The sequence below is a fragment of the Streptomyces showdoensis genome (assembly GCF_039535475.1).
In the GTDB taxonomy this organism is placed as follows: domain Bacteria; phylum Actinomycetota; class Actinomycetes; order Streptomycetales; family Streptomycetaceae; genus Streptomyces; species Streptomyces showdoensis.
In genome coordinates this window covers 2919569-2941377 of record NZ_BAAAXG010000026.1, presented here as the reverse complement: position 1 = coordinate 2941377, position 21809 = coordinate 2919569, and the positions used below count along the sequence as shown (strand labels likewise).

The 21809-nt window shown below is 71.4% G+C and carries 18 protein-coding genes and 2 tRNA genes; 6 read left to right on the top strand and 14 right to left on the bottom strand.

Annotated features, from left to right (window positions below; all coding sequences use genetic code 11):
* Nucleotides 1-30: 30 nt before the first annotated feature.
* Nucleotides 31-2652, bottom strand: coding sequence for a valine--tRNA ligase (locus ABD981_RS26315; RefSeq protein WP_046905585.1), 2622 nt, complete (start codon nt 2650-2652; stop codon nt 31-33).
* Nucleotides 2653-2790: 138 nt separating this feature from the next.
* Between ABD981_RS26315 and ABD981_RS26310 the strand changes: the two genes are divergently transcribed.
* Entirely contained in the window at nt 2791-3753 is a 963-nt protein-coding gene (locus tag ABD981_RS26310; protein WP_046905584.1) for a hypothetical protein, read from the top strand.
* Between the two features lie 541 nt (nt 3754-4294).
* On the opposite strand, the gene clpX is transcribed toward ABD981_RS26310, so the two are convergent.
* The 5 genes from clpX to ABD981_RS26285 all read right to left on the bottom strand — a co-directional run bounded on the left by clpX (nt 4295) and on the right by ABD981_RS26285 (nt 8940).
* Nucleotides 4295-5578 (bottom strand): ATP-dependent Clp protease ATP-binding subunit ClpX, encoded by a 1284-nt coding sequence (gene clpX, locus ABD981_RS26305; protein ID WP_030494070.1) that lies wholly within the window; start codon nt 5576-5578, stop codon nt 4295-4297.
* Between the two features lie 156 nt (nt 5579-5734).
* Nucleotides 5735-6397, bottom strand: coding sequence for an ATP-dependent Clp protease proteolytic subunit (locus ABD981_RS26300; protein WP_046905729.1), 663 nt, complete (start codon nt 6395-6397; stop codon nt 5735-5737).
* 62 nt (nt 6398-6459) lie between these two features.
* Nucleotides 6460-7077, bottom strand: coding sequence for an ATP-dependent Clp protease proteolytic subunit (locus ABD981_RS26295; protein ID WP_046905582.1), 618 nt, complete (start codon nt 7075-7077; stop codon nt 6460-6462).
* A gap of 260 nt (nt 7078-7337) precedes the next feature.
* On the bottom strand, nt 7338-8717 hold the full coding sequence (gene tig / locus ABD981_RS26290; RefSeq protein ID WP_046905581.1) for a trigger factor: 1380 nt from the start codon (nt 8715-8717) through the stop codon (nt 7338-7340).
* A gap of 146 nt (nt 8718-8863) precedes the next feature.
* Nucleotides 8864-8940 (bottom strand) — tRNA-Pro (locus ABD981_RS26285).
* A gap of 132 nt (nt 8941-9072) precedes the next feature.
* On the opposite strand from ABD981_RS26285, the gene ABD981_RS26280 reads away from it, so the two are divergent.
* Both ABD981_RS26280 and ABD981_RS26275 read left to right on the top strand, forming a co-directional pair.
* A tRNA-Gly gene (locus ABD981_RS26280) sits at nt 9073-9146 on the top strand.
* A gap of 145 nt (nt 9147-9291) precedes the next feature.
* Nucleotides 9292-9828 carry an amphi-Trp domain-containing protein gene (locus tag ABD981_RS26275; protein WP_123954098.1) on the top strand — a complete coding sequence of 179 codons (537 nt, stop codon included), beginning with the start codon at nt 9292-9294 and terminating at the stop codon, nt 9826-9828.
* A gap of 6 nt (nt 9829-9834) precedes the next feature.
* On the opposite strand, the gene ABD981_RS26270 is transcribed toward ABD981_RS26275, so the two are convergent.
* From ABD981_RS26270 to ABD981_RS26250, 5 genes are all read right to left on the bottom strand, one after another.
* Complete coding sequence (locus tag ABD981_RS26270; protein ID WP_046905580.1) at nt 9835-10029, bottom strand: hypothetical protein; 195 nt, start codon at nt 10027-10029, stop codon at nt 9835-9837.
* Between the two features lie 159 nt (nt 10030-10188).
* Complete coding sequence (locus ABD981_RS26265; protein ID WP_046905579.1) at nt 10189-10650, bottom strand: HD domain-containing protein; 462 nt, start codon at nt 10648-10650, stop codon at nt 10189-10191.
* A 5-nt stretch (nt 10651-10655) separates the two neighbouring features.
* Nucleotides 10656-13076 carry an ABC transporter permease gene (locus ABD981_RS26260; RefSeq protein ID WP_046905578.1) on the bottom strand — a complete coding sequence of 807 codons (2421 nt, stop codon included), beginning with the start codon at nt 13074-13076 and terminating at the stop codon, nt 10656-10658.
* Nucleotides 13076-13846: an ABC transporter ATP-binding protein gene (locus tag ABD981_RS26255; protein WP_046905577.1), complete on the bottom strand. Its 771-nt coding sequence runs from the start codon at nt 13844-13846 to the stop codon at nt 13076-13078. Before ABD981_RS26255 ends, ABD981_RS26260 begins: the two co-directional genes overlap by 1 nt.
* 142 nt (nt 13847-13988) lie before the next feature.
* A complete protein-coding gene (locus ABD981_RS26250; protein ID WP_046905576.1) occupies nt 13989-15134 on the bottom strand; it encodes a PP2C family protein-serine/threonine phosphatase in 1146 nt (381 codons plus the stop codon).
* Nucleotides 15135-15241: 107 nt separating this feature from the next.
* On the opposite strand from ABD981_RS26250, the gene ABD981_RS26245 reads away from it, so the two are divergent.
* Nucleotides 15242-16471, top strand: a complete 1230-nt coding sequence (locus tag ABD981_RS26245; RefSeq protein ID WP_046905575.1) for a GNAT family N-acetyltransferase — start codon at nt 15242-15244, stop codon at nt 16469-16471.
* Nucleotides 16472-16484: 13 nt separating this feature from the next.
* Here the strand turns inward: ABD981_RS26245 and ABD981_RS26240 are convergent, their stop codons facing one another.
* Both ABD981_RS26240 and ABD981_RS26235 read right to left on the bottom strand, forming a co-directional pair.
* Complete coding sequence (locus ABD981_RS26240; protein WP_046905574.1) at nt 16485-17294, bottom strand: Fpg/Nei family DNA glycosylase; 810 nt, start codon at nt 17292-17294, stop codon at nt 16485-16487.
* A gap of 9 nt (nt 17295-17303) precedes the next feature.
* On the bottom strand, nt 17304-17795 hold the full coding sequence (locus ABD981_RS26235; protein ID WP_046905573.1) for a ribose-5-phosphate isomerase: 492 nt from the start codon (nt 17793-17795) through the stop codon (nt 17304-17306).
* A 195-nt stretch (nt 17796-17990) separates the two neighbouring features.
* Here ABD981_RS26235 and ABD981_RS26230 point away from each other — a divergent pair, with 195 nt between their 5' ends.
* Nucleotides 17991-19454 (top strand): amino acid permease, encoded by a 1464-nt coding sequence (locus tag ABD981_RS26230; protein ID WP_046905572.1) that lies wholly within the window; start codon nt 17991-17993, stop codon nt 19452-19454.
* Nucleotides 19455-19558: 104 nt separating this feature from the next.
* On the opposite strand, the gene ABD981_RS26225 is transcribed toward ABD981_RS26230, so the two are convergent.
* Nucleotides 19559-20152 (bottom strand): biotin transporter BioY, encoded by a 594-nt coding sequence (locus tag ABD981_RS26225; RefSeq protein WP_046905571.1) that lies wholly within the window; start codon nt 20150-20152, stop codon nt 19559-19561.
* Between the two features lie 258 nt (nt 20153-20410).
* Between ABD981_RS26225 and ABD981_RS26220 the strand changes: the two genes are divergently transcribed.
* A complete protein-coding gene (locus ABD981_RS26220; RefSeq protein WP_046905570.1) occupies nt 20411-21805 on the top strand; it encodes an amino acid permease in 1395 nt (464 codons plus the stop codon).
* Nucleotides 21806-21809: the final 4 nt, after the last annotated feature.

Genomic DNA, 21809 nt, shown 5'->3' with positions numbered 1-21809 from the left:
TCGTGGTTCCGGGCCCTTCCGCATGGGTCCCTAGGCCTGGGGCAGCTTCTCCAGCTGCGCCTGGATGCGGGCGATGTCCTCGTCCGCCTTGGCGAGCCGGCCGCGGATCTTGTCGACCACGTTGTCCGGCGCCTTGGCCAGGAAGGCCTCGTTGCCCAGCTTGCCCTGGGCCTGCGCCTTCTCCTTCTCGGCGGCGGCGAGGTCCTTGGCGAGACGCTTGCGCTCCGCGGCGACGTCGATCGTGCCGGACAGGTCCAGCGCGACCTCGGCCCCGGCGACCGGCAGGGTGGCGGTGGCCGCGAAGCCCTCGCCCTCCGGCTGGAGGCGCAGGATCTGCCGGATGGCGGCCTCGTGCGCGGCGAGCGGGGTGCCGTCCAGGGTGAGGCGGGCGGGCACCTTCTGGGCGTCCTGGAGGCCCTGCTCCTTGCGGAACCGGCGGACCTCCGTGATGACCCGCTGGACCAGCGCGATCTCCTGCTCGGCGGCGGCGTCGCGGAAGCCGCTGTCCTTCGGCCAGTCGGCGATGACGAGGGACTCGCCGCCGGTGAGCGTGGTCCACAGGGTCTCGGTGACGAAGGGGACCACCGGGTGCAGCAGCCGCAGCATGACGTCGAGGACCTCGCCGAGGACCCGGCCGGAGACCCGCGCGCCCTCGCCGCCGGCGAAGAAGGTCGTCTTCGACAGCTCGACGTACCAGTCGAAGACCTCGTCCCACGCGAAGTGGTAGAGCGCGTCCGACAGCTTCGAGAACTGGTAGTCGTCGTAGAAGGCGTCGACGTCCGCGACCGTCTCGTTGAGCCGCGACAGGATCCAGCGGTCCGTGGCGGTCATCTCGGACGGGTCGGGCAGCTCGCCCTCGATCGTCGCGCCGTTCATCAGCGCGAAGCGCGTGGCGTTCCAGATCTTGTTGGCGAACTTGCTGGACGCCTGGACCCAGTCCTCGCCGATCGGGACGTCGACACCGGGGTTGGCGCCGCGGGCCAGGGTGAAGCGGACGGCGTCGGAGCCGTACGTGTCCATCCAGTCCAGCGGGTTGACCACGTTGCCGAAGGACTTCGACATCTTCTTGCCGTTCTGGTCACGGACCATGCCGTGCAGGGCGATGGTGTGGAACGGCGGGGTGCCGTCCATCGCGTACAGACCGAACATCATCATCCGGGCGACCCAGAAGAAGAGGATGTCGTAGCCGGTGACCAGGACGGAGTTCGGATAGAACTTCTTGAGGCTCTCGGTCTGCTCGGGCCAGCCGAGCGTGGAGAACGGCCACAGGCCGGAGGAGAACCAGGTGTCCAGGACGTCGCTGTCCTGGGTCCAGCCCTCGCCGCTCGGCGGCTCCTCGTCCGGGCCGACGCAGACGACTTCGCCGTTGGGGCCGTACCAGACCGGGATGCGGTGGCCCCACCACAGCTGGCGCGAGATGCACCAGTCGTGCAGGTTGTCGACCCAGTCGAAGTACCGCTTCTCCATCTCCTGCGGGTGGATCTTGACCTTGCCGTCGCGGACCGCGTCACCGGCGGCCTTCGCGAGCGGCCCGACCTTGACCCACCACTGCATCGACAGGCGCGGCTCGATGGTGGTCTTGCAGCGCGAGCAGTGGCCGACGGAGTGGGTGTACGGGCGCTTCTCGGCGACGATCCGGCCCTCGGCGCGCAGCGCGGCGACGATGGCGGAGCGGGCCTCCAGGCGGTCCAGGCCGAGGAACGGGCCGTGCACCGTGATGACCGCGTGCTCGTCCATGACGGCGATCGACGGCAGGTCGTGGCGCTGGCCGATCTCGAAGTCGTTCGGGTCGTGCGCCGGGGTCACCTTGACGGCACCGGTGCCGAACGCGGGGTCGACGTGGGTGTCGGCGACGATCGGGATGCGGCGGCCGGTGAGCGGGAGCTCGATCTCGGTGCCGATCATGTGCCGGTAGCGCTCGTCGTCCGGGTGGACGGCGACGGCCGTGTCGCCCAGCATCGTCTCGGCGCGGGTGGTGGCGACGACGATCTCGGAGTCGCCCTCGCCGTACCGGATGGAGACGAGCTCGCCGTCGTCGTCCTGGTACTCGACCTCGATGTCGGAGATCGCGGTGAGACAGCGCGGGCACCAGTTGATGATGCGCTCGGCGCGGTAGATCAGCTCGTCGTCGTAGAGCTTCTTGAAGATGGTCTGGACGGCCTGGGAGAGGCCCTCGTCCATGGTGAAGCGCTCACGGGACCAGGCGACGCCGTCACCGAGGCGCTTCATCTGCCCCGAGATCTGGCCGCCGGACTCGGCCTTCCACTTCCAGACGCGCTCGACGAAGGCCTCGCGGCCGAGGTCGTGGCGGGACTTGCCCTCCTTGGCGAGCTCGCGCTCGACGACGTTCTGGGTGGCGATGCCGGCGTGGTCCATGCCCGGCTGCCACAGCGTCTCGTAGCCCTGCATGCGCTTGCGGCGGGTCAGGGCGTCGATGAGGGTGTGCTCGAAGGCGTGGCCCAGGTGGAGCGAGCCGGTGACGTTCGGCGGCGGGATGACGATGGTGAACGGCGGCTTGTCGCTCTTCTCGTCCGCCTCGAAGTAGCCCCGCTCTACCCAGCGCTCGTACAGCTGCCCCTCTACTTCGGCCGGCGCGTACGCGGTCGGCAGTTCGGTGGGGGCGGCTGTCTGCTGCTGAGTGTTCTCGGTCACGGGCCCAGTTTAGGGGGCTCCGGGGGTGTCCCTGAAACTCGATTGTTCCGTAACGGTGTGCCCCCCACCGCCCCGGCGGGACACGGCTTCCGACAGGATGTTCGCTACGCATAAACATCTTGTGAGGGGAACCTGTCCATGAGCTACAACCAGCCGGGCCCGTACGGCGGCCAGCCCCAGCAGCCCGGCCCGTACGGCCAGCCCGGCCCCTACGGCCAGCAGCCGCCGCAGCCCGGCCCGTACGGTCAGCCGCCGCAGGCCCCGCAGCCCGGTTACGGCTACCCGCAGCAGGCCCCCCAGGGCGTCCCGCCCCAGCAGCAGCCGTACGGCTACCCGCCCCAGGGCCAGCCGCAGCCCGGCCCCTACGGCCAGCAGCCCCCGTACGGCGCCCCGCAGGGCCCCGGCGGCTACCTGCCCCCGCCGCCGGCCCCGAAGAAGAGCAAGGCCGGCTGGATCATCGGCGGCGTCGCGGTGGTCGCGGCCGTCGCGGTGGCCGCGTACTTCGTGATCGGCGGGGGCGGCGGCTCCTCCGTCGCGGACGACGGCCCGCACAAGCTGGTCACCCCGGAGACGGTGCTCGGCGAGTACAAGAAGTCCTCCAAGGAGGAGAGCTCCAGCGACAAGAAGTCGATGGACGCGGCCAAGACCGGCGTCAAGAACGCCAAGGAGGTCAGCGCCGGCTACGAGGTGAAGAACGAGGCCAACCCGCTGGCGGGCAAGATCCTTTCGTTCAGCGGCCTCTACGGCGAGATCGACGACCCGGAGAAGGTCCTCGACGACCTCTTCGCCGGCATCAAGGCGGAGGCCGAGAAGGACAAGGGCCAGGGCGACCAGCCGCAACTGGAGGGCAGCCCGCAGGAGTACAAGCCGGCCGACCTCGACGGGGCGGTCCTGAAGTGCCAGCAGGCCAAGACCCAGGCCGACGCCGCCAAGGGCGCCCCCGCGATGACCATGACGCTGTGCGCCTGGGCCGACCACAGCACGCTGGGCTTCGTCGTCCCCGTCGACATGGCCTCCCTGCTCTCCGGCAAGGGCGGTTCCGCCGAGGACGCCGCGGCCGTCACCGCGAAGCTCCGCAAGGAAGTCCGCGTCAAGGCGTGAGCGGTCGAGGCCGCCCCCTGAGGCGTCCGGCCGGCCACGGAAGAGCCGGCCGGACGCCTCAGAGTTCGCGGGGCGTCACCAGCCCCGACCACTGACGGAGGCGTCAGGACAGTCGGCACGCCGTGGTCGCGTGGAGGCTCTTCACCCCGATGGACACCAGGATCGGGTAACAGAGTCCCGCGTGGGTGACGCTCCCCCCGTAGCTGCACGCCTGCCTCGTCTTTGCGCCGACCTTGTAGCCGACATCGAGCAAATACTGCTGGCAATCGAACTGCGAGGCCTGAGCAGGTGCGGCGGTCGCCACAGGCGCCATGGCCGCGACACCTGCCAGGGACAGTGCGGCAATGACTCGCCCGGACTTGGAACGAAGCATGTGTTCCCCCGAGTTGCTTGAGAGTGGAACTGGTCAAGATCAAGCAGAACAGGGTCGCTTCACGCCCGCAAGGTCACTTGTTCGATACGGCTTGAACCAAGCGACGCGGTGCAACGCACGAAGGGGCGCCCCGCCGAACGGCGGGGCGCCCCTTCTCGTCGCTTCGGATCAGGCGGACTTCTCGTGCCTGCCGTCGTTCTTCACGATCCGCGGCACCAGCGTCGGGTTGACGTTGTTGCGGACCACGTCGGCCGTGATGACCACGCGGGCCACGTCCTTGCGGGACGGGACCTCGTACATCACCGACTGGAGGACCTCCTCCATGATGGCGCGCAGGCCTCGCGCGCCGGTGCCGCGGAGGATCGCCTGGTCGGCGATGGCCTCCAGGGCCGGGCGGTCGAAGTCCAGCTCCACGCCGTCGAGTTCGAAGAGGCGCTGGTACTGCTTGACCAGCGCGTTGCGCGGCTCGACGAGGATCTTCAGGAGCGCTTCGCGGTCCAGGTTGTGCACCGAGGTGATGACGGGCAGACGGCCGATGAACTCCGGGATCATCCCGAACTTCACCAGGTCCTCCGGCATGACCTCCTGGAACTGGTCGCTCGCCTCGATCTCGCGCTTGGAGCGGATGGTCGCCCCGAAGCCGATGCCCTTGGCGCCCGCACGCGACTCGATGATCTTCTCCAGGCCGGCGAAGGCGCCGCCCACGATGAAGAGCACGTTCGTCGTGTCGATCTGGATGAACTCCTGGTGCGGGTGCTTCCGGCCGCCCTGCGGCGGGACGGAGGCGGTGGTGCCCTCCAGGATCTTGAGCAGGGCCTGCTGCACGCCCTCGCCCGAGACGTCACGCGTGATCGACGGATTTTCGCTCTTACGGGCGACCTTGTCGATCTCGTCGATGTAGATGATCCCGGTCTCGGCCTTCTTGACGTCGTAGTCCGCCGCCTGGATCAGCTTGAGCAGGATGTTCTCGACGTCCTCGCCGACATAGCCGGCCTCCGTCAGCGCCGTCGCGTCCGCGATGGCGAACGGGACGTTGAGCATCCGGGCCAGCGTCTGGGCCAGGAGCGTCTTGCCGGAGCCGGTCGGGCCGAGCAGCAGGATGTTGGACTTCGCCAGCTCGATGGCGTCGTCCCGGCCCTGCGCGCCGCCGTTCTCGCCGGCCTGGACGCGCTTGTAGTGGTTGTACACCGCGACTGAGAGGGCCTTCTTGGCCGGCTCCTGGCCGACGACATAGCCCTCGAGGAACTCGTAGATCTCGCGAGGCTTGGGAAGCTCCTCCCAGCGCACCTCGCTCGTCTCCGCGAGCTCCTCCTCGATGATCTCGTTGCAGAGGTCGATGCACTCGTCGCAGATGTACACACCGGGTCCCGCGATGAGCTTCTTCACCTGCTTCTGGCTCTTTCCGCAGAACGAGCACTTGAGCAGATCGCCGCCATCACCGATGCGTGCCACGAGGTGCTTCCCCTTCGCCTGGGAGTGCTTGGTTCAGCGACTCCTGGTGCCTCATATTCGACGGTACCTTGCCGGGCCCCCCGTTCGGGCCCCCCTTGGCACGGTTCACATGGTCGGGATTCGGCCACATGCCCCGTGCCAGGGGAAGGTCGGGCGTCAGTGTGCCGCGGCGGCCGTGCTCTTGCGGGTCGAGACGATCTGGTCGATCAGGCCGTACGCCAGGGCGTCCTCGGCCGTCAGGATCTTGTCGCGCTCGATGTCGTCGCGGATCTTCTCGATCGGCGTCGAGGAGTGCTTGGCCAGCATCTCCTCCAGCTGGCTGCGCATGCGCAGGATCTCGTTGGCCGCGATCTCCAGGTCGGAGAGCTGCTCACGGCCGGTGCCGCCCGAGGGCTGGTGGATCAGCACACGGGCGTTCGGCAGGGCCATCCGCTTGCCGGGGGTGCCGGCGGCGAGCAGCACGGCCGCGGCGGAGGCCGCCTGGCCCATGCAGACCGTCTGGATGTCGGGCTTCACGAACTGCATCGTGTCGTAGATGGCCGTGAGGGCCGTGAAGGAGCCGCCCGGGCTGTTGATGTAGATCGAGATGTCGCGGTCCGGGTCCATCGACTCCAGGCACAGCAGCTGCGCCATGACGTCGTTGGCCGAGGCGTCGTCGATCTGCACGCCGAGGAAGATCACGCGCTCCTCGAAGAGCTTCGCGTACGGGTCGTACTCGCGCACGCCCTGCGAGGTGCGCTCGACGAAGCGCGGCACGACGTAGCGGTTGTCCATCGGCGCGCCGGTGTAGAGGCCGCTCGCGGAGAGGTTGTTCTGCATCTGGGTGTTCACCGTCCTGGTGGCGTTCGGGGGGCTGGGGCTCTTCGGCGGACTGCCGGCGCTCAGGCGCCCGTGCCGCCGCCGCCCGGAACACCCGCGGCGTGCGTGATGATGTCGTCGATGAGGCCGTACTCCTTGGCCTCGTCCGCGGTGAACCAGCGGTCGCGGTCGCCGTCGCGGATGATGGCCTCGACGGTCTGGCCGGAGTGGTGCGCGGTGATCTCGGCCATGCGCTTCTTGGTGCGGAGCAGGTACTCGGCCTGGATCTTGATGTCGGAGGCCGTGCCGCCGATGCCGGCGGAGCCCTGGTGCATCAGGATGTCGGTGTTCGGCAGCGCGAAGCGCTTGCCGGGGGTGCCCGCGGTCAGCAGGAACTGGCCCATCGAGGCCGCCATGCCCATACCGATGGTGACGACGTCGTTCGGGATGAACTGCATGGTGTCGTAGACGGCCATGCCGGCCGTCACGGAGCCGCCGGGGCTGTTGATGTAGAGGTAGATGTCCTTCTCCGGCTCGGCGGCCAGGAGGAGCATCTGCGCGGTGATCTTGTTGGCGATCTCGTCGTCGACCTGCTGGCCGAGGAAGACGATGCGCTCGCCGAGCAGCCGGTTGTAGACATGGTCGCCGAGGCCGCCACCGATGGACGGCTCACCCGCGGCGTAAGGCTTCAGATTCGTCACGTATCCACCTGCTCGTCTCCGACGGCCAGGGCCGTCTCAGCGTCTCGTTCAGAGGGCACTGCCCTCGTATTCATGGACCCTAACGCGCAGGTAGGACAACGCCATCCCGGTTCCCGAACTGTTCGCTGGGAGCGCAAGGTAGTTGGGGGCGCATAAACGGGTCCCGGTACGTCCACGGGCCCGGACGCACAGCAGTGCGTCCGGGCCCGTGGCACGGGGTTCGGCGGGCGGCCGGGCCGCCCGCGTCCCCCCGGGGAGACTTACTTCTCCTCGGAGACCTCGGCCTCGCCGGTGACGGCCTCGACCGTCTCGGCGGCCTGCTCCTCGTCCTCGTCGGACAGGTCGACCTCGACGCCGTTGGTGTCGACGACCTTGGCGGCCTCGACGACCAGCGCGAGCGCCTTGCCGCGGGCGACCTCGCCGACCAGCATCGGCACCTGGCCGCCCTGGACGACGGCCTGGGCGAACTGGTCGGGGGACATGCCGGAGGAGGCGGCGCGGCGCATGAGGTGCTCGGTGAGCTCCTCCTGGTCCACGTTCAGCTTCTCCTTGTTGACCAGCTCGTCGAGGATGAACTGGGTCTTGATGCCCTTGACGGCCTGGTCCTTGGTCTCGGCCTCGAACTCCTCGACCGTCTTGCCCTGGAACTCCAGGTACTTCTCCAGGCTCAGGCCCATCTGGCCGAGCTGGTGGTGCTCCAGGTTGTGCTTGCGGGTGTTGACCTCGTCCTCGAGCAGCTTCTCGGGAACGGGGATCTCCGCCAGCTCCAGGAGCTTCTCCAGGACGCGCTCCTGGGCCTGGGTGGCCTGGTCGAACTGCTTCATGTTCTCGAGGCGCTTGCGGCTGTCGGCCTTGAGCTCGTCGAGGGTGTCGAACTCCGAGGCCAGCTGCGCGAACTCGTCGTCCAGCTCGGGGAGCTCGCGGGCGGAGACGGCGGTGACCTTGACGGTGACCTCGGCGTCCTTGCCCTCGGCGGAGCCGCCCTTCAGCTGCGAGGTGAAGGTGGCCTCGCCGCCGGCCTCCAGGCCGGTGACGGCCTCGTCGATGCCGTCGAGGAGCTCGCCGGAACCGATGGTGTACGAGACGTCGCTGGCGACACCGTCGGGCAGCACCTCGCCGTCGACCTTGGCCTCCAGGTCGATGGTGACGACGTCACCCTCGGCGGCGGCGCGCTCGACCGGGTTGGTGGACGCGAAGCGCTCGCGGAGCTGCTCCACGGACTTCTCGATGTCCTCGTCGGTGACCTCGACGGCGTCGACCTCGACCTCGATGCCGGAGAAGTCCGGGATCTCGATGGCCGGGCGGATGTCGACCTCGGCGGTGAAGGCCAGCAGCTCGCCGTCCTTCAGCTCCGTGATGTCGACCTCCGGCTGACCCAGCGGGTTGACCTCGGCCTCGTTGACGGCCTCGGTGTAGAACTTCGGGAGCGCGTCGTTGACGGCCTCCTCCAGCACCGCACCACGGCCGAACCGCTGGTCGATCACGCGAGCCGGGATCTTGCCCTTACGGAAGCCCTTGACCGTGACCTGCTGGTTGATCTTCTTGTACGCCGCGTCGAGGCTGTCCTTGAGCTCCTCGAAGGGCACCTCGACAGTGAGCCGAACCCGGGTCGGGTTCAGGGTCTCCACGGCGCTCTTCACGGTTCGGTCTCCTTGGTGGCTGATTCCTGGTTTCGCCGGTACCGCCTGGGGGCGGTTCCGGCCGATCGGCCCGGTCAGAGAGACACACGGGCACGCAGCTTGCATAGTAACCGCAAGCGCCTCACGGCCCACAATGTGATCTTGGCTGGTCGGGGTGGCGGGATTTGAACCCACGGCCTTCCGCTCCCAAAGCGGACGCGCTACCAAGCTGCGCCACACCCCGTCGGTGCGACACGTAGGGTACATGGACGGAGACGGTGCGACGCCCCCTCTTTTCAAGGGGTGTGCGGGGACCTGCGAGGACCCGCTACGATGGCGTCCGTTGCCGCGGCCGATGGCCCGCGGCGCACCTTGTGCGGGCGTAGCTCAATGGTAGAGCCCTAGTCTTCCAAACTAGCTACGCGGGTTCGATTCCCGTCGCCCGCTCCATTACGGCCCAGGCCCCTCACGGACACCGTCCGGAGGGGCCTGCGTCATGTCTGTGGCCGCCCGTGGGATGCCGGGTCCGGCGCGGGGCAGAAGAATGGGCGCTGTCCGCTTTATTCCCGATTGTCCACCCGGACCGGAGGCAGTCATGAAGGATCTGAAGTTCGAGCAGAAGCGCTCCCTGTCCCGCATCGAGGCCGCCGACCAGCTGGCGGCGCTCGCCGCGGCGCTCAGGAAGGGCGGTGAGGCCGAGCTGAAGCTGGGCGCCGGGACCCTGGCGCTGCGGATCCCCGACGAGCTCGCCGGTGAGGTGGAGGTGGAGATCGAGGACGGGGAGATCGAGCTGGAGATCGAGCTCAAGTGGGCGGCGGGCAAGCCGCGGAAGTCCGACGCCAAGCCCGCGGCGAAGCCGGCCGCCAAGAAGGCGGCTCCGAAGAAACCCGACGCCAAGCCGGCCACCAAGAAGGCCGCGGCGAAGAAGGCCGTCGCCAAGAAGGCCGTCGCCGAGAAGGCGTCCGCGAAGAAGGCGTCTCCCCAGAAGGCGTCCGCGAAGAAGTCCCCCGCCAAGCCCGCGGCGAAGCCGGCCTCGAAGGCCGAGAAGGCCGCCAAGACCGCCCGTAAGAGCGCACCCGCCAAGAAGTCCGCCACGAAGTCCGTCAAGAAGTCCGGGGCGAAGGCGGGCTGAGCGGGGTCAGAACTTGATGGAGCCGACCGTCTGCGTTATCGAGTCCAGGAAGCGCTGGATGTCGTCGGCCATGCCCGTGGAGGCGAGGAAGAAGCCGAAGAGCACCGCGACGACGGCCGGGCCGGCCTTCAGGTTTCCGCCACGGATCAGCACCACCAGGATGATCGCCAACAGCAGCACCACAGACAGTGAAATGGCCACAACTGATCACACCCTCGGTCGGTCTCGCCTTGCCGCCCGGGAGCGCACGCCACAGAACACCCCCGCCGCATCTATCGTGCCACCAACTACCTGCCCCGCAGGGGTGGGTGACGAATCGTCGCCGTAGAAAACCGGCCAACATGACGAAATTCGTCTTGATCAGTTCGGCGGGGTGAGTCCCAACAGGGCCCGGACCCGGGCGTATTTGGCGGTCAGGCGGTCCCGGGTCGGGGGGTCGAGGAGGGCCAGGCGGGCCGGATCCGCGTTGTGGGCGAGGTCGGCCTCCTTGACCAGGAGGGCGCCCGGCGTGGCCAGAATCCGACCCGTGTAGGACTCCAGCTCCTCCCCCGGGCGCTTGGTGAGCGCCAGGACCATGTCCTTGACCTCCCGCGGCAGGGCCGCCTCCGCCAGCCACGCGGAGGACAGGGCCGCGTCCTCGACGGAGTCGTGCAGCCAGGCCGCCGCGATCTGCCGCTCGCCGCCGCCCCGGGCCCGTACCCCCTCGGCGACCGCCCGCAGGTGCTCCGCGTAGGGCCGTCCGGCCTTGTCGGTCTGGCCCGCGTGGGCGGCGACGGCCAGGGCCTCGATCTCGGCGAGGGTGAGGTACGGGGTGCCGGTCATGGCGGTCAGCGTAGTGCCGCCCGCGCGGGCAGGGCCGTGGCGGCCAGGCCGAGGCCGACGGTGGCCGCGGCGAAGGAGCCGTACAGCAGCGGCGGGACGTAGGGGCCCTCGCCGGTGAGGCCGTTGGTCATCGGGACCAGGGTGGCGAGCGCGATGCCGGTGCCGATGGCCAGGCCCGCGACCGTGACCAGCAGGGACTCCCAGCGGATCATGCGCAGCACCTGGCGGCGGGTGGTGCCCACCAGGCGGAGGGTGCGCAGTTCGCGGCGCCGGTCGAGGACCGTCATCACCAGGGTGTTGACGGCCGCGACGGCCGCGAACCCGCCGAGGACGGCGGCCATGGTGGTGTTGGCCCAGGCGCCCAGCGCGCGGTCGCGGCTCTGGGCCGTGGACCAGCCGGCGGCGTCGGTGACGGTGCCGAGGGGGGCCAGGGCGGCGGACGCGCCGCCGCGGACCAGGAGCTCGGTGGCGTACGGGGCGGTGACGTGCCCGGTCAGGGCGGCGGCCGGCAGGGTCACCTCGGACAGGCCGAGGCCGCGGCCGTAGGTGGCGACGACCAGGGGCTCGGTCCGGGTGCCGTCGGGCAGCCGGAGCTCCAGCCGGTCCCCGGTCCGTACGTGCTGGGCGTCGGCCAGGTTGGCGTCGACGGCGACGGTGCCGGGGCGCAGCGCGGCGAGGGAGCCGGTCCGCACGTCGAGGTCGAGGACCGGGGTGGGGTCGGCGGAGACGCCCTGCGCGGTGGCGCCGCGGAAGCCCGCGGTGCCGTCGGCGAGCAGGACGCCGGTGCGCTGGACGGTGACGGCGGCGGTGACCCCGGGGGTCCGCCCGGCGCGCTCGGCGGCGTCGGCGGGGAGCCCGGCGGGGGCGGTGACGACGTGGTCGGCGACGACCCCGGCGCGCTGCTGGCGCTCGGTGGCCCGTTCGGTGCTGGTGTGCAGGAAGACCAGGGTCGAGGCGAAGGACATCGCGAGGACGATCGGGGTGAGCGCGGAGGCGAGCCGGCGCGCGTTGCTGCGGGAGTTGGCGGCGGCCAGGTGGCCGGAGGCGCCGGAGGCGCGCAGGGGCAGTCCGATGAGGGCGGCGCAGAGCCGGGCGAGCAGGGGGCCGAGCAGGGCGACGCCCAGCATGAAGAGCATGACGACGCCGAGCGCCAGGTTGGCGGCGTCCTCGCCGGAGGCCTGGGCGGCGGCGCCGGCGAGCGAGGCGCCGCCCGCGACGGCGAGCACGCCGAAGGTGGTGCGGACCCGGCCGGTGGCGCGGCGCTCGACCTGGGACTCGGCGAGCGCGCGGCCCGGTTCGATGCGGGAGGGGCGGCGGGCGGCGGCGAGCCCGGCGAGCAGGGCGGTCAGCACGGCGGCGCCGACGGCCGCGGCGAACGGGACCGGGCCGGTGTCCAGCCGGACCCCCTCCGGGATCGCGCCCTTCTCCCGCAATTGCCCGAACCACCAGGTGGCGAGGGCGAGGCCGGGCAGGCAGCCGAGGGCGCCGGCGAGCGGGGCGACGAGCAGGGACTCGGTGGCGATGGAGCGGCGGAGCTGGCGCGGGGTCGCGCCGATCGCCCGCAGCAGGGCGAACTCGCGGGAGCGCTGGCCCACGGAGAGGGCGACGGTGCCGGCCGCGGTGAAGACGGCGACGAGCGCGGCGGTGCCGCCGAAGGAGCCGCCGAGGGCGATCAGGAACTCCTTGGCGGCCGGCAGCGCGGCGCCCTCGGCGAGGCTGCGGTCGTCGCCGGTGTGCACCTGGGCCTTGCCCTGCAGGGCCCGCTCCACCTGGGCGGCGAGCGCGGCGGGGGTGGTGCCGTCCGTGGGCAGGACGGCGATGGCGTCGACGGTGCGGGGGTGGCCGGAGAGGGCGAGGGCGCGGGCGTCGGAGAACCAGACGCCGGGGGCCGTCGCCACTCCGGACACGGTGAAGGTGCGCGGGCCGGCCGGGGTGTGCAGGGTGATCCGTTCGCCGGTCCGGCCGTGGCCGGGGCCCACGACGGCCTGGTCGGGGCCCGGGGCCGTGCCGGTGGCGAGGCGGGCGCCGGTGAAGGCGGCGGAGCCCCAGCCGGAGGCGGTGAGCGGGGCGCCGGAGGCGTCGCGTACGGGGTAGGAGACGTCCCCGACGGCGCTGGCGGCGCCCGGGGCGGTGGTGGCGGCGCGGACCAGGGAGGCGTCGAGGCGGACCCGGTCGGGCACGGCGGCGGAGAGCGTCTCCCGCTCCTCGCCGCGGCCGACGGTGGTGTGCAGCTGCTGGTCGGCGGCGGCGACCACGGGCGCGCCGGCGTAGCGCCCGGGCGGGACGGAGGCGGTGACGCCGGTCTGGAGGAGCAGGCCGCAGCCGGAGATCACGGCGGCGGCGAGCAGCAGCGCGACGAAGGTGCCGGCGAAGGCGGAGGGCTTGAAGCGGAGGGCCGCGCGGGCGAGGCCGTTGGAGCGGAGCATCAGGCGGCCGCCCCGACGCGGGTGCGGGCGGTGAGGTCGGTCATGCGGGCGGCGATGCGGTCCGGGGTGCTGCGCGGGAGGGTGTCGGCGAGGGCGCCGTCGGCGAGGAAGAGGACCCGGTCGGCACAGGCGGCGGCGACGGGGTCGTGGGTGACCATGACCACGGTGGCGCCGAGGCCGTCGACGGCGCCGCGGAGCAGGGCGAGGACCTCGGCGGCGGTCGTGGTGTCGAGGGCGCCGGTCGGCTCGTCGCCGAAGATCACGTCGGGCCGGGTGACCAGGGCGCGGGCGATGGCCACGCGCTGCTGCTGGCCGCCGGAGAGCTCGGCGGGGCGGCGGCCGCCCTTGTCGCCGAGGCCGACCTGGGTCAGGACCTCGGCGGCGCGGTGCCGGTCGGGGCGCTTGCCGGCGAGCCGCAGGGGCAGCAGGACGTTCTGCTCGACGGTGAGCGAGGGCAGCAGGTTGAAGGCCTGGAAGACGAAGCCGAGGCGGCTACGGCGCAGCTCGGTGAGCCGGTTCTCGCCGAGGCCGGTGATCTCGGTGCCGCCGAGGCGGACGGAGCCGGCGGTGGGGCGGTCGAGTCCGGCGGCGCACTGCAGGAAGGTGGACTTGCCGGAGCCGGAGGGGCCCATGACGGCGGTGAAGCTGCCGTACGGGAGGCGCAGGTCGATGCCGCGCAGGGCGTGCACGGCCCCGGCCCCCCTGCCGTACTGGCGCCGTACCCCGGCGAGTTCGACGGCTGCCGCGCCGAGGGCGGTTTCGCGGGCCATGAGTGTCCTCCGTACGTTCGTGATCGACTCTACGAACGTACGGATCCCCGCAGGTCGGGGGCGATGGAGGCGGCCGGTCTCTCCGGGGTGGGGGTGTCCCCACCCCGGAGCGGGGGACGGGCCGGGACAGCCTCCCGGCGGGTCAGCCCCGGCGGCTGATCAGGAGCAGTGCGCGGTCGTCGTTGACGTCCTTGGCGCAGGCCTCGATCAGGTGCCAGGCGGCGCCTTCGAATCCGGCGGCGACATAGCGGTCCGCCTCGCCGGTGAGGCGGTCGATGCCCTCGGCGATGTCGCGGTCGGCGGCCTCGACGAGGCCGTCGGTGAAGAGCATGAGGACGTCGCCGGGGCGCAGGGAGCCCTTGACCGGGTGGAACTCGGCGCCGTCGTAGACGCCGAGGAGGGGGCCTTCGCCGGCCTTCTCCTCCCAGCGGCCGCTGCCCGCGTGCAGCTGGAGGGCGGGCAGGTGGCCGGCGGAGAGCAGTTCGTAGTCCCCGGACTCCAGGTCGAGGACGAGGTGGATGGAGGTGGCGAAGCCCTCGTCCCAGTCCTGGCGCAGGAGGTAGCCGTTGGCGGCGGGCAGGAAGCCGTGCGGGGGCAGCGAGCCGAGGAGGCCGCCGAAGGCGCCGGAGAGCAGCAGGGCGCGGGAGCCCGCGTCCATGCCCTTGCCGGAGACGTCGGTGAGCAGGACCTCCAGGGTGCGCCCGCCGTTGGTGCGGGCGGCGACGACGAAGTCGCCGGAGAAGGACTGGCCGCCGGCCGGCCGCAGGGCCATCTCGCGGTGCCAGCCCTGCGGCAGGCGGGGCAGGGCGCTCTGGACCCGGATGCGTTCGCGCAGGTCGAAGAGCATGGTGCCGCCGCGCCGCCAGGGCACGCCGACGCGGGCCCGGAACTGGGCGATGAGCAGGCCGAAGAGTCCGCAGGCGGCGACCACCAGGACGGTGCCGGGGGTGACCCGGGCGGGCCCTTCGGTGTACGGGCCGAGGACGAGCGACTCGACGATGAGCGCGGCGGCCGACGCCGCGTACAGGCCGAGCAGGCTGGCGGGCCGCAGCAGCAGTCCGCCGGCGACGATCGGCAGGGCGAGGGCGACGGGCGAGCACCACACCGGGTTGAGCAGGGTGCCGCAGGTGATGGCGGGGACGGTGAGCAGGAGTCCGGCGAGGGCGATCCAGTCGGAGCCGTCGCCGCGGAAGTAGTCGACGCCGGAGCGGCGCAGCGCGACGCGGGCCCGGAGGGCGCTCTTGCGCATCCGGGCCGCGTACGAGTCCACTCCGCCGCGACGTCCCATTGGCCTGGACCCTATCCACCCGATCGGCGCTCGTGCAGGGGGACCCAGGTGACAATGCATTTGAAATCGGGTCGCGTCGGACGGCGGGGCGCTGATATCGATGGCATATGACGACTGAACTGCGGGTTCTCGACCCATCGGAGTGGGACCGCTGGTACGGGGTGCTGGAGCTCGCCTTCGGCGGGGTTCCGGAGGCGGACGAGGAGCGGAAGCTCTGGCAGGAGCTGACCGAGTACGAGCGGTCGATCGGCGCGTGGGACGGGGACCGGTGCGTCGGGACGGCGGGGGCGTTCTCGTTCCGGCTCTCGGTGCCGGGCGGGGCCGTGGTCCCGGCGGCGGGCGTGACGATGGTGAGCGTGGCCGCGACGCACCGGCGGCGCGGCATCCTCACCTCGATGATGCGGCGCCAGTTGGAGGACGTACGGGCGGGGGGCGAGCCGCTCGCGGTGCTGACGGCCTCGGAGCCGGAGATCTACGGGCGGTTCGGCTACGCGGTGGCGGCGTACTCGGCGCGGGCCACGATCGACACGACCCGGGTGCGGCTCGCCGTGCCGGAGGGCGCGGACGAGGTGACGCTGCGGTACGCGTCGCCGACGGAGGCGCTGGAGGCCTGCGAGGCGGTGTACGCGCGGCTGGTCCCCGGCCGGCCCGGGATGCTGGAGCGGCGGCCCGGCTGGGAGCGGCTCGCGCTGATCGACCCGCCGGGCGACCGGGAGGGCGCCTCGCCGCGGCAGTGCGTGCTGGCGGAGCGCGGGGGCGAGGTCGTGGGCTACGCGCTGTACGCGATCAAGCCCGAGTGGTCGTTCAACGGGGCCAACGGGGCGGTGGTGCTGCACCAGCTGGCGGGGCTCGATCCGGCGGCGGAGGGGGCGCTGTGGCGGTTCCTGAGCTCGGTGGACCTGACCTCGCGGGTGCTGGTCCACAGCCGGCCGGTGGATGACGCCTGGCAGCACCTGGTGAGCGATGTGCGCCGTTGTGAGCCGACGCTGCGGGACGGGCTGCACGTGCGGCTCGTGGACGTGGGGGCGGCGCTGGAGGCGCGGACGTACCAGGCGCCGGTGGACGTGGTGTTCGAGGTCGCGGACGCGTTCTGCCCCTGGAACGAGGGGCGGTGGCGGCTGACCGGGGACGCGAAGGGCGCGGTGTGCGTGCGGACCGAGGACGCCGCTGATCTCTCGTTGTCCGTACGGGAGTTGGGCTCGGTCTACCTGGGCGGCAACTCGCTCGCGTCGCTCGCCTCGGCGGGGCGGGTGCGGGAGCTGCGGGAGGGGGCGCTCGTGGAGGCGTCGGTGGCCTTCGGGTCGCCGGTCGCACCGTGGCTGCCGCACGGCTTCTAGTCGGCCGGCGGCGTCAGCGCGTCTGGCAGCCCGGGCACCAGAAGAGGTTCCGGGCGGCCAGGTCCGCCGTGCGGATCTCCGTGCCGCAGAGGTGGCAGGGGAGGTTCGCGCGGCGGTAGACGTAGACCTCGCCGCCGTGGTCGTCGACGCGGGGCGGGCGGCCCATCGCCTCGGGGGTGTGCTCGGGGCGGACCGTGTCGATCCGGTTCAGGCGGACGCCCTCGCGCATCAGGAGGACCAGGTCCGCCCAGATCGCGTCCCACTCCCCCGCGGTCAGGTCCTTGCCGGCGCGGTACGGGTCGATGCCGTGCCGGAAGAGGACCTCGGCGCGGTAGACGTTGCCGACGCCCGCGATGACCTTCTGGTCCATGAGCAGGGCGGCGATCGTGGTGCGGGACTTCGAGATCCGCCGCCAGGCCTTCTCGGGGCCGTCGTCCGCGCGCAGCGGGTCGGGGCCGAGCCGGTCGTGGATCGCCCGCTTCTCGGCGTCGGTGATCAGCGCGCAGGTGGTCGGGCCGCGCAGGTCGACGTACGCCTCGGGGTTGGCCAGGCGCAGCCGGACCGTGTCGGTGGGCGGCGGCGCGGGCGCGTCGCCGAAGCCGACCTTGCCGAAGAGGCCCAGGTGGATGTGGACCCATTCCTCGCCCGGGAAGCCGAGGAAGAGGTGCTTGCCGTGGGCCTCGGTGGCGGTGAGGACCGTGCCGTCGAGCAGGGCGGCCGAGTCGGCGAACTTGCCCTGCGGGCTGGAGGCGCGCACGGGCCGGCCGCCGAACCGTTCCCGGTAGTCGGCGGCCAGCCGGTGGATCGTGTGCCCCTCAGGCATGGGTGCGGATCAGGCCTCGTGCTGCGGGTGGTGGGCCGGGATCGCGGGGAGCTCGCCGGTCTCCTCGTAGCGGGAGAGCATCTCGATCCGGCGGGTGTGGCGCTCGTCGCCCGAGTACGGGGTGGCGAGGAAGATCTCGACGAACTTGGTCGCCTCCTCCTCGGTGTGCATGCGGCCGCCGATGGAGATGACGTTGGCGTTGTTGTGCTCGCGGCCCAGGGCGGCGGTCTGCTCGCTCCAGGCGAGGGCGGCGCGCACTCCCTTGACCTTGTTGGCGGCGATCTGCTCGCCGTTGCCGGAGCCGCCGATCACGATGCCGAGGCTGTCCGCGTCCGCGGCCGTCTTCTCGGCGGCGCGCAGGCAGAACGGCGGGTAGTCGTCGAGGGCGTCGTAGATGTGGGGGCCGCAGTCGACGGGCTCGTGGCCGTGGGCCTTCAGCCACTCGACGAGGTGGTTCTTGAGTTCGTAGCCGGCATGGTCGGAGCCGAGGTAGACGCGCATGGTTCCGAGTGTGGCACGGCGGGGACGGGGTAGCGGTCAGCGGGGTCGGGACCTTGGTCCCGCCCGGTCCGGACCTTATGTCCCGAATATGTCCTGAATCACGATCCGGAGTCGGCCCTTCCGTACTCGCCGGTCTCCGGGTTACATGTCTCCAGCTCGCGACCCGAGCAGCCCCCCACACCGAAGGAAGCGTTCATGAACACGCAACCGACCCTGGCGAAGGAAGGCGAGAACACCGGAACCACCGGTGATTCGCAGCAGTCCGACGGCTCCCACGGCCTCAAGGCAGGCCTCAAGAACCGCCACCTTTCGATGATCGCCATCGGTGGCGTGATCGGCGCCGGCCTCTTCGTCGGCTCCGGCTCCGGCATCGCCGCCGCCGGCCCCGCCATCCTCCTGTCGTACGCGCTGGTCGGCGCGATGGTCGTCTTCGTGATGCGGATGCTCGGGGAGATGGCGGCCGCCCGCCCCTCCTCCGGCTCCTTCTCCGCCTACGCGGACCGGGCGCTGGGCCGCTGGGCCGGTTTCACCATCGGCTGGCTGTACTGGTTCTTCTGGGTGGTCGTGCTCGCGGTCGAGGCGACCGCCGGCGCCAAGATCCTGGAGAGCTGGATCCCGGCCGTCCCGCAGTGGGGCTGGGCGCTCATCGTGATGGTGGTGCTCACCGCGACCAACCTCGGCTCGGTCGCCTCGTACGGCGAGTTCGAGTTCTGGTTCGCCGGCATCAAGGTCGTCGCCATCGCCGCGTTCGTCGTGGTCGGCCTGCTCGCCGTCTTCGGCGTGCTGCCGGGCTCGGACAACCCGGGCGCGGGCTTCGCGCACCTCACCGACGCCGGGGGCTTCTTCCCGATGGGCGCGGGTGCCGTGCTCACCGGTGTGCTGATGGTCGTCTTCTCCTTCATGGGCAGTGAGATCGTCACCCTGGCCGCCGGCGAGTCGGAGGACCCGCAGAAGGCCGTCACCAAGGCCACCAACAGCGTGATCTGGCGGATCGGCGTCTTCTACCTGGGCTCGATCTTCGTCGTCCTGACGCTGCTGCCCTGGAACGACAAGTCGATCCTCGAGAAGGGCTCGTACGTCGCCGCCCTCGACTCCATCGGCATCCCGCACGCCGGCCAGATCATGAACGTGATCGTCCTGACCGCCGTCCTGTCCTGCCTGAACTCGGGCCTCTACACCGCCTCCCGCATGGCCTTCTCGCTCGGCCAGCGCGGTGACGCGCCGAAGGCCTTCGCCAAGGCCAACAAGCGGGGCGTGCCGACGACGGCGATCCTCGCCTCCGTGGTCTTCGGCTTCGTCGCGGTCTTCTTCAACTACAAGTGGCCCGACACCGTCTTCGCCTTCCTGCTGAACTCCTCCGGCGCCGTCGCCCTCTTCGTCTGGCTGGTCATCTGCGTGACCCAGCTGCGGATGCGCGGGATCATCCTGCGCGAGACGCCCGAGAAGCTGGTCGTGCGGATGTGGCTCTTCCCGTACCTGACCTGGGCGACCATCGCCATGATCGTCGGCGTGCTCGGCTACATGGTCTACGACGGCGGGAGCAACCGGGAGCAGGTCGTGCTCTCGCTGCTGGTGGCCGCGCTGGTGCTGGCGATCGCGCTGGTCAAGGAGCGGCTCCTGAAGCGCGCCGACTCCGGGCCGGAGCTCGACCGGGTCTGAGTCCGGGCGCCCCGGACCTCCCGGAGCGCGTGAGGACGTGAAGAGGCCCCGCCGGTCGGCGGGGCCTCTTCGTGTTCTCACGGCTCTCCCGTACGGGGCCGGGGTCAGCCCTTGCGGCCGACCAGCTTCCACGCGGTGGGCAGGGCGCCCATCGCGAGGGCGGCCTTGAGCGCGTCGCCGATGAGGAAGGGGACAAGGCCGGCGGTGACGGCCTGGCCGAGGGTCATGCCGGTGGCCAGGGCCAGGTACGGCACGCCGACCGCGTAGATGATCGCGGAGCCCAGCACCATCGTGCCCGCGGTCCGCAGCACCGAGCGGTCGGCCCCGCGCCGGGCGAGGGCGCCGACGACGGTGGCGGCGAGCAGCATGCCGAGGATGTAGCCGAAGGACGGCATGGACCAGCCGGAGCTCCCCTCGGCGAACCAGGGCATGCCCACCATGCCGGCGACGGCGTACAGGCCGAGCGAGAGGAAGCCGCGGCGGGCGCCGAGCGCGGTGCCGACGAGCAGGGCGGCGAAGGTCTGGCCGGAGACCGGGACCGGGGAGCCGGGGACCGGGACGGAGAGCTGGGCGGCCAGGCCGGTCAGCGCGGCGCCGCCGACGACCAGCGCGATGTCGCGGGCGCGGCTGGCGGGGATCAGGTCGGCGAGGACCGTTCCGGAGCGGAGGGAACGGACGGGGGCGACGGCGGTGCTCATCGGTACTCCGCGGGGATGCAGGGGACGGGGGGACAGGCTCGACCGTATGCCAGGAGTGAACGGCCGATCACCGTCAGCCGCCCACAAAGCGTGAGTTGAGCCCTTCGTGGAGATCAAACAAACCCGCCGGATCATGCCGCGCGCCACGTGACGCTTGTCACTGGCCACTCGCGCCATGAGGTCCCTTTTGCGCCAGGGGACTCTCAGCGGAGAGACTGTGGGGTCTCCATAAACCCTCCCAGAGCGCGAGCCCCCCGCATGCACGACGCCCCCACCTCCGGACCGGAGCCGCTGGCCCCCGGACCGGAGCCCCTCACGCACGCACTGAAGCAGCGTCACCTGACCATGCTGGGGCTCGGCGGGGTGATCGGCGCCGGGCTCTTCGTGGGCTCCGGCGCGGGCATCGCGGTCGCCGGCCCCGGCATCGTCGTGTCGTACCTGATCGCCGGCGCGCTGGCGATGCTGGTCATGCGGATGCTGGGCGAGATGTCGGCGGCGATGCCGGCCTCGGGCTCCTTCTCGGTGCACGCCGAGCGGGCGCTGGGCCGCTGGGCGGGCTTCTCGGCGGGCTGGCTCTACTGGTTCCTGCTGGTGGTGGTGCTCGCGGTGGAGGCGACGGGTGCGGCCCGGATCGCGCACGGCTGGGTGCCGGGGGTCCCGCAGTGGGGCTGGGTGCTGGCCTTCATGGTGCTGTTCACCGCGACGAACCTGGCGGCGGTGAAGAACTTCGGCGAGTTCGAGTTCTGGTTCGCCGCGCTCAAGGTCGGCGCGATCGTGCTCTTCCTGGTGCTGGGCACGCTGGCGATCCTCGGCCGGCTGCCGGACACCGACCCGGTGGGGCTCGCCAACCTGACCGGTCAGGGCGGCTTCCTGCCCAACGGCTGGGCGGGGGTGGTCTCCGGGGTGCTGGCCGTGGTCTTCGCCTTCGGCGGCCTGGAGGTCGTGACGATCGCGGCGGCCGAGTCGGACGACCCGGCGCGCAACGTGGCGCGGGCGGTGCGCAGCGCGGTGTGGCGGATCCTCTTCTTCTACGTGGGTTCGATGCTGGTGATCGTGACCCTGCTGCCGTGGACCTCGATGGAGCCGGGGGAGTCGCCGTACGTGGCGGTGCTGGACTCGATCGGGGTGCCGGGGGCCGGGCAGATCATGAACGTGGTGGTGTTCGTGGCGCTGCTCTCGGCGCTCAACGCCAACCTCTACGGCTCCTCGCGGATGGTGTTCTCGCTGGCCGAGCGCGGGGAGGCGCCGAAGGGGCTGCTGCGGGTGTCCGGCGGAGGGGTGCCGCGGCGGGCGGTGCTGGCCTCGGTGGCCTTCGGCTTCGTCTCCGTGCTGCTCAATCTGAAGTGGCCGGATTCCGTGTTCCTCTACATGCTCAACGCGGTCGGCGCGGTGCTGCTCTTCGTGTGGGCGCTGATCGCGGTCTCGCAGCTGCGGCTGCGGCGCCGGATCGAGCGGGAGGCGCCCGAGACGCTGACGCTGCGGATGTGGGGCTTCCCCTGGCTGACCTGGACGGCGCTGGCGGCGATGGCCGCGGTGCTGGTGCTGATGCTGACCGACGACGGGGCCCGGCCGCAGGTGCTGTGGTCCGGCGGGGCGACCGCGCTGGTCCTGGGGGTGGCGGGGGTGCGCGAGCTGCGCACGAAGCGGAGGTGAATCT

Coding starts and splice junctions, on each gene's coding strand:
- ABD981_RS26240 (WP_046905574.1), bottom strand. CDS start 17,294: ATGCCTGAGGGGCACACGATCCACCGGCTGGCCGCCGACTACCGGGAA.
- ABD981_RS26265 (WP_046905579.1), bottom strand. CDS start 10,650: ATGACCGGCACCCCGTACCTCACCCTCGCCGAGATCGAGGCCCTGGCC.
- ABD981_RS26245 (WP_046905575.1), top strand. CDS start 15,242: ATGACGACTGAACTGCGGGTTCTCGACCCATCGGAGTGGGACCGCTGG.
- ABD981_RS26225 (WP_046905571.1), bottom strand. CDS start 20,152: ATGAGCACCGCCGTCGCCCCCGTCCGTTCCCTCCGCTCCGGAACGGTC.
- ABD981_RS26235 (WP_046905573.1), bottom strand. CDS start 17,795: ATGCGCGTCTACCTCGGCTCCGACCATGCCGGCTACGAACTCAAGAAC.
- ABD981_RS26255 (WP_046905577.1), bottom strand. CDS start 13,846: ATGGCCCGCGAAACCGCCCTCGGCGCGGCAGCCGTCGAACTCGCCGGG.
- ABD981_RS26310 (WP_046905584.1), top strand. CDS start 2,791: ATGAGCTACAACCAGCCGGGCCCGTACGGCGGCCAGCCCCAGCAGCCC.
- ABD981_RS26300 (WP_046905729.1), bottom strand. CDS start 6,397: ATGCAGAACAACCTCTCCGCGAGCGGCCTCTACACCGGCGCGCCGATG.
- ABD981_RS26230 (WP_046905572.1), top strand. CDS start 17,991: ATGAACACGCAACCGACCCTGGCGAAGGAAGGCGAGAACACCGGAACC.
- ABD981_RS26250 (WP_046905576.1), bottom strand. CDS start 15,134: ATGGGACGTCGCGGCGGAGTGGACTCGTACGCGGCCCGGATGCGCAAG.
- ABD981_RS26220 (WP_046905570.1), top strand. CDS start 20,411: ATGCACGACGCCCCCACCTCCGGACCGGAGCCGCTGGCCCCCGGACCG.
- ABD981_RS26275 (WP_123954098.1), top strand. CDS start 9,292: ATGAAGGATCTGAAGTTCGAGCAGAAGCGCTCCCTGTCCCGCATCGAG.
- ABD981_RS26260 (WP_046905578.1), bottom strand. CDS start 13,076: ATGCTCCGCTCCAACGGCCTCGCCCGCGCGGCCCTCCGCTTCAAGCCC.